Origin of the sequence: Streptomyces lushanensis (genome assembly GCF_001700515.1) — a bacterium.
GTDB lineage: Bacteria > Actinomycetota > Actinomycetes > Streptomycetales > Streptomycetaceae > Streptomyces > Streptomyces lushanensis.
Genome location: NZ_MAUD01000021.1, coordinates 20,735 through 29,872, shown reverse-complemented (window position 1 = coordinate 29,872; position 9,138 = coordinate 20,735). Strand labels below are relative to the sequence as shown.

The following is a 9,138-nucleotide window of genomic DNA, read 5'->3' as shown; positions in this document are numbered from 1 at the left end:
TCCTGGGTTGATGACGAGCGCGACTACAGCCCCCTGCTCACCCTCCCTGCTCCCTCGTTGCGAACCCTCCTGGGTTGATGACGACGCGTGCAGCTGCTCGCCCAGGCGATCGGCCTCGCGGTGTTGCGAACCCTCCTGGGTTGATGACGACAAGGATGTGGCCGACCGCGCTCCGTGCCTCCTTTTGGTTGCGAACCCTCCTGGGTTGATGACGACCTCCCGACGGTAAAACCGCAGGTCAGAGCATTGATGATTGGCCGCTTCGCGAGCTGTTTTGCAGCGGTCCGGCGGTAGTGCATCTGTGCAGGTCAGAGCGGTTCAGAGGATGTCTCCTGGGCCGCCTAGGTCGACTCCGAGTGTGGTGGATTCGATCATGTCGGGGGAGCGGGTGGTGTAGGCGACGATGCTGTCGTATTCCGGGTCGATGGTGGTGTTGAGGGCGGCCATGAGGGCACGGTACTGGGCTGTGGTGAGTTCGCCCTGGAAGACGCTGCGCTGGGTCCAGTGGAGGTATTTGCGGCAGGTTTTGAGGACTTTCGGGTTGCGTTCGACGGCGGTGTCGTAGACGAGGATCACGAAGATGGCTGGTCACCACCAGGGGCGGAAGGGCTTGTACGGCTTGTCTTCGAGGCACATACGGACGATCTTGAGGGCTTCGAGGTGGATGAGTTCCTCGTAGCTGACTTTGCGCTTGAGCGTGCGGTGGTGGACGGTCGTGGCGAGTTCCTCCTTGACGAGCGCGGCGACTTTCTTGCGGCCGTCCTTGCTGAGGGAAGCTCTGGCGACGTCGGTTTCGAAGTCGGTCGGCTTCAGCTTCTTCTGGCTCGCGGCGCGCTTGAGGAGCCGCTCCGCGAAGAGGGGCTTGAAGGGCTCGGCCAGGTCGAGTGCCAGGGTGTTGCGGCGTCGGTCGGTGTCGGAGTGGAGGAATCCGATGGCCGGGTGGAGCGGGGTGGTGCGCAGGGCGGTGAGTACCCGGGCGTAGACGAGGGTGTTGAGGTAGCTGATGAAGGCGTTGCCCGCGTTGGTGGGAGGTCGGCGTGTGCGGCCGTTGAGCCTTAGCCAGGCGGGGAGTTGGGTGTCGAGGACGGCCCAGGCGGTGCGGCGGAAGTTGCCTTCCTGGCCCATGACCGCGTCGCTGTCCTTGCAGTCGGGCAGCGCGGCGCGCAGGGACGACAGAGCGGAGTCGAGGAGGTCGGTGTCCATCGCCCAGCGCAGGTTCTCGGCGGTGGCGAGGACGAGCGACCGGCCGACGGCGACTCGTCGGTCCGGGTCGGCGGTGATCTCCACCTGGCGTCGGATGACGCTGGCCGATGACATGGATTCCGAGGGACTGAAGTGGCCTGCGTGGTTGCCGTAATGGTCGAGGACGTGGAGGGTCACGCCGTTGCGGCTCAGCAGGGACAGGGCGGAGGTGTTGATGTCGACATGGTCGAAGGCCACGAAATCGCGGATGTCGGTGATGGGGATGCGGACCGGGCTGCCGTCGGGGCGTTCGATGCGGACGCTGTTGTCCTCGCGCCGGATGCGGCACGGTTCGGTGAGCCAGTAGGTACGGCCGACGGCGGGCATCAGTCTCCCCAGCAGTAGTCGAGGTAGGAGCAGCCGCGGCAGTTGCCGCGTGTGAGACGGGCCGGCGCTTCGGGGGCCGCGATGACGCCGCGGGCTTGGACTTCGGAGTCCTCCGCCTCGGCACGGGCGGTCGCGTCCCAGGGGACGTCGGTGGTGCGGCGGATCAGCGGGTAGTGGATGGTGCCGCCCCGGACGGTGATGCCCCGGCGTTCCAGCAGCAGGCAGTAGTGGCGGACCTGGGCAGCGTGGGCTGGCGAGGGGACGCGGGAGGACTTGGTCTCGTGTACGACCGCGCCCGTGGTCACCCAGTCGATCTTTGCTTCGCCGAGGTCGATGTCGCGTCGGCGGGTGAAGGTGGTGTCGTCGATGACTTCCCCGAAGGCGACGAGGTCACTGCGCTGTTCGGGCCGGTAACCGCGGCTGTACAGCCACAACTGGCGCGGGCAGTGATGCAGGTACTTGATGTGCACGCCGCCCAGCGGGGCGTTGCCGTCTTCTTCCGGCCCGTGGTCGGCGGCGTCGGTTGTTCGTGCGCTCACAGGATGGTCTCCGGCTCCTGCGGGGCTTCCAGCCCGAGGGTTTCGTCGTACTCCCCGTCGATCACATGGACTCCCAGGCCCCGGTCGTACTCGGCGTTGTAGGTCTTCAGCTGGCCGTACCGAAGCGGGATGAGCAGGCCGGCCGCGCGGAGAAAGTGGCCTTCCCGTCCGCTGGTGAGCTCCCGGTACTCCTCGATGTCGTCGCGATGCAGGACATCGACGCTGTCGAACTGCTCGCTGAGCTTCTGGGCGAACTCGGAGCGGTCGTGGAACGGATCGGTGAAGGTGAGGAAGACGTCCCTGAACGCGTCGCGGGCTCGGCGGGTCCTCTCCAGCCACCTCCTGCCCCAGTCGGTGTCGTATGCGAGGGCGAGGAGCCGGTCGATGTCCTGTTCGCTGAGCGTTTCGATGCCGTCCGCCGTGAGGGTGGTCAGCGCATCCCAGGAGGCGGCGACGGCTTCTGGTTCGTAGGGGCGAGTGCCGTCCGTACGGTGGACCCGGAACTCGGCCGGGCCGTCGGGGTGGAGACCGCGCCGGTTGACCCGGCCGGCGCGCTGGGCCACTGCCTCGACCGGGGCGTTTTCCACGGCTCCGCGGTCGAAGTCGAGTTGCAGGGAGACTTCGACGGTCTGCGTGGCCACGGTGAGCCCGCCCCGCCGAGCCCGGTCATCCGCGTGGCGTTCGGGGTGCCGTTCCAGGAGGTTCCGTTCGATCGCGTTCCGGTCGCGGTTCTTGAAGCGGGAGTGCAGCAGCAGGGCGCTGTGCGGGTCGCCGGGGCAGGAGTCGCGGGCGTCGCCGTGCAGATCCTTGAACAACTGCTGAGCGCCGGCGACCGTGTTGACGACGGCCAGGACGCTGTGGCCTTCACCCAGCCAGCCGCGCAGCCGTTCGGTACTTGCGGCGGAGGTGAGGGGGGTGTCGTCCAGTACGAGACGGTGGCGGACCGGACTGGTGCCCTGGGGCGCGCGATGACAGGTCACCGGCCGGGTGAGGCTCTCCTTGATGATCTCGGTCATGGGCGGGGCGAGGGTGGCGGAGAGGACGGCGACCCGGCTGCCGAGCTGTTCCCACAGCCCCATGGCCGCGCAGAGACGGCCGAAGGTCTCCGGTTCGTAGGCGTGGAGCTCGTCCAGGACGAAGACGGAGTTGGTCTGTTCGAGAAGGACGGAGGAGTACACCGGTCCCGCGACGGCACCCCGCAGAAGTTGGTGGGGGGTGGCGACGCGCAGACGTTGGGCGAACAGGCGCATGGCGCCGGCTCGCGCACGGGCCTGGCGTGCCATCGCCGCGGTCGGCTCGACGTACCGGCGCTCGTCGGTGGTCGCGCTGTTGTCGGCTGCGTCGCTGTCGTACGTACCGCTGGCAGGTGCGCGGTCGACCGGTGGACAGTCGTCCTCAATTGCTTCGCTGAGAAGGGTGTGTGCGACGGCGCCGTGAAGGAGGCCGATGTCCGGCACTGTCTCTTCCGCCGCCGGGACGAGATCGCGTTGCAGTCGACGGCGCGCCGCGTTGAGGGAGGCGCGGTACGGCAGCGTCCATACGACACGGGGCAGGCCCGGCATCGCCGCCGTCTGCCGGGCGGCCCAGGACAGTCCTGCTTCCGTCTTGCCGCTGCCCGTGGGGGCGATCAGGACGAGATGGCCGTCGGTGTCGGCTGCCTGGCGTTGGTGTGGGTAGGGCGTGTGGGGGAGCCGCTCGAAGTAATCGGCGGGCAGCGGCATATGGGTCTGCAGGCGTTCGTGCGCCGACCCGGCGTGGTCGGCGAGTGTCAGCGCGCCCTGGGCGAGGACAGCGAGCAGCCCGCGGTCGGCTTTGACGGGCCCCCGCCAGGTATCCAGCAGATGTTCGAGAGCCAGACGGGCCCGCTCGGCAAGGGTGGGGCCGCCAGCGGTGATGGGCGGCGGGTCCATGCCCAGGGCGCCGGAGAACCAGGCGACCAGTTCCCGGTGCAGTCCGAGCTGGACCTGCACCTGCATTCCTCCCGTGTGCGGGGTGTGGGTGAAGGCTTCGTCCCACCGGGTCTGGCTGTTGTACGTCTGCGACAGGCTGGGCTTGCCCCCGGCGGAGCCCGACGCCGAGGTGTGCAGAGCGCGGTGGTGGGTCGCGACGAGCGTGGCGACCATGAACCGGTCCTCGTCGTTCCATCCTGCCGCCGTGGCGAGGAGATCGACGTACGCGAGGGACAGCACTTCGTGGCGCTGGCCCCACAGTTTCCCGCCGGGACGAAGCTGCTGCTGGAAGCCTTCGGCGACTTTGCCGGCGTCGTGTAGGAGGGCGGCCCTACGGACGCGGGCCCAGAAGGCGGGTTCGGTGGCGAGGACGCCTGCGTTCGCGAGGCGTTCCTCGATCTGGGAGACGGTGTCGTGGACGGTGCGGGAATGGGTCGTCAGACGCTCGGGATCGTCGGCCGGGGCGGACTTGGCCCGTACGTCCGGCAGGACGCGCCGGGGAGTTCTCGGGGTTACGGGCTGAGCAGCCACACCGCCTGCCCTTTCTCGTCCCGATAGGCGTTCCGGACGGGTTGGCGGCCGGTTGGGGCGTCGCACCACAGAAAGTCCTCCCACGCCGTGGTGAGACGGTCGGTGGAGACACTGGCCGCCATACGGTGCAGCGTCGCGCTGGGTACGTCGTGGCCGTCGGCCGGTGCCAGAGCGTGGTCCACCACCGCCTCCTCGGCGGGGCGCAGTGTGCTGGGCCGCACGCGCAGGGGATGGACGATGTCCTGTGAGCGTCCCAGGCGCAGGGGCCAGCGGGGACGGCGCAGCGCTCGGGCGATGCGATCGCCGTCGGCTCCGGGCAGCCATACGCTCAGATGAACATGCGCGAGGAAGGAGCGGTCCCGGATCGTCATGCCGCCCTTACCGGCGCGTACACGTCCCGAGACAGCCGGGTTGGAGCCGTCCGCGGCGATCGGGTGGTACTTCTCGGCGTCCACACCGTTCCCCGCGGACCAGGCGGCCATCCCCAAGGCCACGGATTCCGAAGGCTCTCCGGTGGCCGCCGCCNNGGCGGCGGCAGCGGCAGACCATGGCTGAGACCAGGGAAGAGGGGATCACGGAAAGATGCGACGGGGGCCCAGAAGTCCGCCCGCCACGCCATCTGCGGCTCATGCGGCACGGAGATCACCGCTTGGGGTCGTCGAACCAGCCGTCGAGCCGGCCTTCGCGCAACTCGGCGGCCAGACCACGCAGGACAGTCCGAGGATGGTCGATGACCACCGTCCCGTCCCCGATCTCCTGAGCACACTCCTTCTCGAAGTCCTCACGCAGATCGTCCCGGAATCCGGGGCGCCAGCCGATTCGCACCGGGGCCTCCCACTCGCCGTCCCATGCCGCCAACTCTTCGCGCAGCACCTTGCCCCGGACGCGCAGTCCGGTGCCTTCCTGGCCGTCGATGCAGTGCGCCAGCGGATTGATGCCGCCCTTGAACGGCACCAGCACCACCAGGGCGGGCACGCGGTCCCCGTAGTGGAGGGCCTGCTTGGCCCCGCCGCTCAGGTGAGCCAGCGCGTCCAGCAGCATCGCTGCCCGGGACCGGCGTTCCTCGATGGGCAGCCGTACGGCGGGCTGCCCCCTGAAGACGGTGGCGGATGCCCCGGCCGCCGCAGCATCGGCCACGGCGAGAGCCTGCTCCTGGGTGAGGTAGTTCGGCCTGCCCACACCGTTGTCGCCGGGGAGAGTGAACGTGCCGATCCTTGGGACGTCCAGCAGGAACGGGGTTGCCAGATCAGCGGTGTAGAACTCGTGCCCGTGCAGCACGGGCTCGGTGACCCCGCGCGACATGACACCGAAGTCCTCGGTCGGATAGGCGGGCTCGACCGACATCAGCGTGCCCAGCATGAAAGGGCTGTCGCGCAGGGTGGTGGCCGCGTCGTCCTTCTTCGCTCCGGCCCGCATGTAACCGAACAGGTCGTCGTCGGCGTACCGCACCGGATCCGCCTCGGTGTTGGCCTTCTGCGCCTTGTTCTGTGCCTTGCCGACCCGGGTGACCGGGGAGGGCACGGCACCCAGCTCGACCATGCCGTCGCGCGTCCAGCGCCGGACGGCCTGCGCGGAGATATAGGGGTAGTGCCGACCACGGATACGGGCGTATTTCACCCTCGACTTGGTCTCCTCCCCCTTGCCGTTGTTCGGCGCGCCCGCCTCAATCGCGAGCACCATTTTTCCCGCCAGATAGGCCATCAGGCCGCTCCCCTGTCCTCGTCCTCGTCGCTATCGTCGTCGGCGTCAGCGAGCACCGGTTGTTCGAGCAGACGCTCCGTGCGGGCCTGTTCGTCCGCGTCCACGGGCTTCTCGTTCACGGCCACGCCGCGCTCCTGGAGAAGTTGCAGCACGCTGGCGGCCAGCAACATGCGCTGCTCCCAGGCACGGGGGCGCTGCTGGATCAGTGGTCTCCAGTCCTCCGGACCAGCTGCCACCGGTAGGCCGTCGAGCGTCAGTCGGAAGTGCGCCTGCATGAGCAGGGTGCCGAGCTTGTAGTCGCTCAACGCGACGTTCCGGTACTCCGCCAGCCGGCCCCGCGAGCTGCCGCTACCGTGCTCGATCCAGTCGGCGACCACGGTCGCCACCGGCGTCAGGTCCGGATTCATGCCCAGAATCTCCTTGGCGTAGGTGAAGGCGAGCCCGGTGAGGGCGCGTCGGTCCTCTCCGGTCCAGGAACCGTCGGGCGCGTCCAGCAGGTAGTGGAGTTGCGCGAGCAGCGACCGGCTGCGGCCGTCCTCGGCCTCGAACAGCAGTCGCGCCGACTCGGCGGAACCGCTGGTAGTCACATGGCCCTGCTTGTCCCGGCGAGTGAGGGCCAGCTCCAGCAGTCGCCAGCCCCGGCGCAGTTCCGCGTTGCCCTCGACCGTCGCCAGGAATACGGGTACGGCGCGACGCGTCCGGGTCACGCGGAGCCAGGGTTCCTGGTTGTCGTTCTTGAAGCTCCACAACGTGGCGCCGGCGGGCAGACCGGCTCTCAGAGAACGCAGGGCACGGACAGCGATCAGCTCGGGCCGGGCGCCGGCCCGCAAGCCGGTGAATCCGAGATGCATGACCCGTCGGGCCCGCAGCACATTGCGCTCCGAGAACTCCCGTTCCACCGCATCCACTTCGCAGGAGAGCACGGTCGCCGACCCGGCGGTGACCCAGGCGCCGTACGGCAACGCCCACGCCGCGATACGGCACCCCCGGCAGACCGGCCAGCCCGGAACGCCAGGTGGCAGCGTGTTGAGTGCCTTGTTCGTGTCGAACATCGGCAGAGACGATTTCGTCCACACTGCCGTGGCAGCCTTCCCGCAGAATGTGCAGGGACGCGTAGGCGCGCCAGGGGCGTCAGGTACGAACATCTCCGTGATCCCGGGCAGTAGTACCACCCGGTCGCGGGACCGCTTGCTGTGTGTCGCCTTGGAGTTCGGATACAGCGCGAAGAGGACCTTCCACCAGTCGTACGCGGCGGTGTCCTTCGCGGCCATAGCGGCAGCCGAAATGTCATCCACCAGACGTGAAGCCACCGAGTCGAGATCGAATTCGGTGACCTCCTGCGGGACCGCGCGCTCGGCCAGCACCGCGATCGCCCACGCCCCCGCGCGCTGGAGCGGATGGCTCGTCGCCGCCAGCGGTGCCGGGGCCGTGGTGAGCGTGCTCACCGGATCCACCCGAACCCCTGCGCCGTGTCGAGCCCCAGGCCCCAGGAGCGCAGAGCCTCCACAAAGCGGGCGTTGGCCTCCATGGCCACCCGGACATCCGCGCCGATCCTCGGTGCCCCCCGCACCGTGAACCGGCGCCGGGGCCCGGCCTCCAGCACCCGCAACCCATGTGGAGCCGGAAGGCCCAGAACGTCGGCCTTGTGCGTCAGGTTGTGCTGAAGCCGTTCAACGTAGTGCTCGTCGCCTGGCAGCAGGTACCGACTCTCGTGCTTGACCACCACAGGAGTGGCTGTCCTCAACTCCACCGGGCCGTCCGACGCGGGAGCGCCGACATCGACGGTGAAGCCGCGCACGGTCAGACGAGCAGACCCCCACACGATCTCGGTACGCGAAGCGAGCGACGCCACCAGCACCGCCGCGATCTCCGGAACCGGAGACCCGAACCACACCGACCCATCGCGCGATGTCGTGTACACGCCCTTCTTCTTCTGGGCCCCCTTGAACTGCGGACTCGTCAGCCCGAAGGGCTTGAGCGGCTGGCCCTTCCACCCCTTGTCATGCAACGACCGGGCCATGGCGGCGTCCTGGCTCCCCAGCAGCTCGTACATCACGGCACGCGCCGGCCCGTGCACGTCCTCCCACCGCAGGCTCGGCACGTCCGCTCCGACGTCCACTTTGACCCGCATCACACCCCCAACGTTTTTGACAGCAGCGGTCGTTGCTGCACCACGAACCGCACGACCGTGACTTGGTCGGAGCCTAGCCGGACAAAGGAAGAAAAGTAGCAATCGGCTATAAATCACACCAAAGAGTGAATTTCGCTGATAGGGGCACTATTTCAGTGCGAGCAGCGCTGAAGCTGCCTGCTGTGGGGCCGAACCCGTAAGCTAACGGGCACCACTGACAACCACCCCGCGACAGCCGTAGCCGCACTTCGCCCAACGCTCTGACCTGCACTGATGCATCACTGCCGGATCGCTGCAAAATCCGCCCCGAGACGCCGCTACAAGACGGCTCTGACCAGCGATTTTACCCTCGGGCCGTCATCAGCCCTGGAGGGCTCGCAACCAGCGCTTGCAGGCCGTTGCCCCAGGACGGCGCAGCGCCGTCATCAGCCCTGGAGGGCTCGCAACAACTTCGTAATGGTGCCGAGCACCCTGCCGTCACGCCGTCATCAGCCCTGGAGGGCTCGCAACTTGATCCAGAGGGACATCTCCGGCGGGAGCTGGGCGGCCGTCATCAGCCCTGGAGGGCTCGCAACCCGGAACCGATGCTGATCACGTCCCAATGGCCCGACGCCGTCATCAGCCCTGGAGGGCTCGCAACGCGGGCGCCGGCGGGGCGGATACCTGATCACCGAGGCCGTCATCAGCCCTGGAGGGCTCGCAACGTCCGCAGATGAAG

8 protein-coding genes and 1 CRISPR repeat array (1 of these 9 running past the window's edge) are annotated in these 9,138 nt (G+C 68.3%); all 8 genes read right to left on the bottom strand.

Going from position 1 to position 9,138, the window contains the following annotated elements; all coding sequences use genetic code 11:
* Window positions 1-318: 318 nt before the first annotated feature.
* Entirely contained in the window at window positions 319-576 is a 258-nt protein-coding gene (gene cas2 / locus BFF77_RS01960; RefSeq protein WP_245703093.1) for a CRISPR-associated endonuclease Cas2, read from the bottom strand.
* A 12-nt stretch (window positions 577-588) separates the two neighbouring features.
* Window positions 589-1,569, bottom strand: a complete 981-nt coding sequence (gene cas1b, locus BFF77_RS01955) for a type I-B CRISPR-associated endonuclease Cas1b (RefSeq protein WP_066943131.1) — start codon at window positions 1,567-1,569, stop codon at window positions 589-591.
* Window positions 1,569-2,108 (bottom strand): CRISPR-associated protein Cas4, encoded by a 540-nt coding sequence (locus BFF77_RS01950; RefSeq protein WP_066943129.1) that lies wholly within the window; start codon window positions 2,106-2,108, stop codon window positions 1,569-1,571. The genes cas1b and BFF77_RS01950 overlap by 1 nt, the downstream gene beginning before the upstream one ends.
* Window positions 2,105-4,588: a CRISPR-associated helicase/endonuclease Cas3 gene (locus tag BFF77_RS01945; protein WP_066943127.1), complete on the bottom strand. Its 2,484-nt coding sequence runs from the start codon at window positions 4,586-4,588 to the stop codon at window positions 2,105-2,107. The genes BFF77_RS01950 and BFF77_RS01945 overlap by 4 nt, the downstream gene beginning before the upstream one ends.
* The gene (locus BFF77_RS36140; protein ID WP_425424327.1) at window positions 4,570-4,959 is read right to left on the bottom strand and encodes a type I-E CRISPR-associated protein Cas5/CasD; all 390 of its coding nucleotides are present in this window, start codon (window positions 4,957-4,959) and stop codon (window positions 4,570-4,572) included. Before BFF77_RS36140 ends, BFF77_RS01945 begins: the two co-directional genes overlap by 19 nt.
* A 271-nt stretch (window positions 4,960-5,230) precedes the next feature.
* Entirely contained in the window at window positions 5,231-6,289 is a 1,059-nt protein-coding gene (gene cas7i / locus BFF77_RS01935; RefSeq protein ID WP_066943125.1) for a type I-B CRISPR-associated protein Cas7/Cst2/DevR, read from the bottom strand.
* A complete protein-coding gene (locus BFF77_RS01930) occupies window positions 6,289-7,734 on the bottom strand; it encodes a hypothetical protein (RefSeq protein WP_245703091.1) in 1,446 nt (481 codons plus the stop codon). The genes cas7i and BFF77_RS01930 overlap by 1 nt, the downstream gene beginning before the upstream one ends.
* On the bottom strand, window positions 7,731-8,390 hold the full coding sequence (gene cas6, locus BFF77_RS01925; protein WP_245703089.1) for a CRISPR-associated endoribonuclease Cas6: 660 nt from the start codon (window positions 8,388-8,390) through the stop codon (window positions 7,731-7,733). The genes BFF77_RS01930 and cas6 overlap by 4 nt, the downstream gene beginning before the upstream one ends.
* 383 nt (window positions 8,391-8,773) lie before the next feature.
* A CRISPR array of direct repeats spans window positions 8,774-9,138; the repeat unit is 29 nt; unit sequence GCCGTCATCAGCCCTGGAGGGCTCGCAAC (it continues 440 nt past the right edge of the window).

Excerpts from the sequence above, each read along its gene's own strand:
- BFF77_RS36140 (WP_425424327.1), bottom strand. The coding sequence starts at position 4,959 with ATGACGATCCGGGACCGCTCCTTCCTCGCGCATGTTCATCTGAGCGTA.
- cas1b (WP_066943131.1), bottom strand. The coding sequence starts at position 1,569 with ATGCCCGCCGTCGGCCGTACCTACTGGCTCACCGAACCGTGCCGCATC.
- cas7i (WP_066943125.1), bottom strand. The coding sequence starts at position 6,289 with ATGGCCTATCTGGCGGGAAAAATGGTGCTCGCGATTGAGGCGGGCGCG.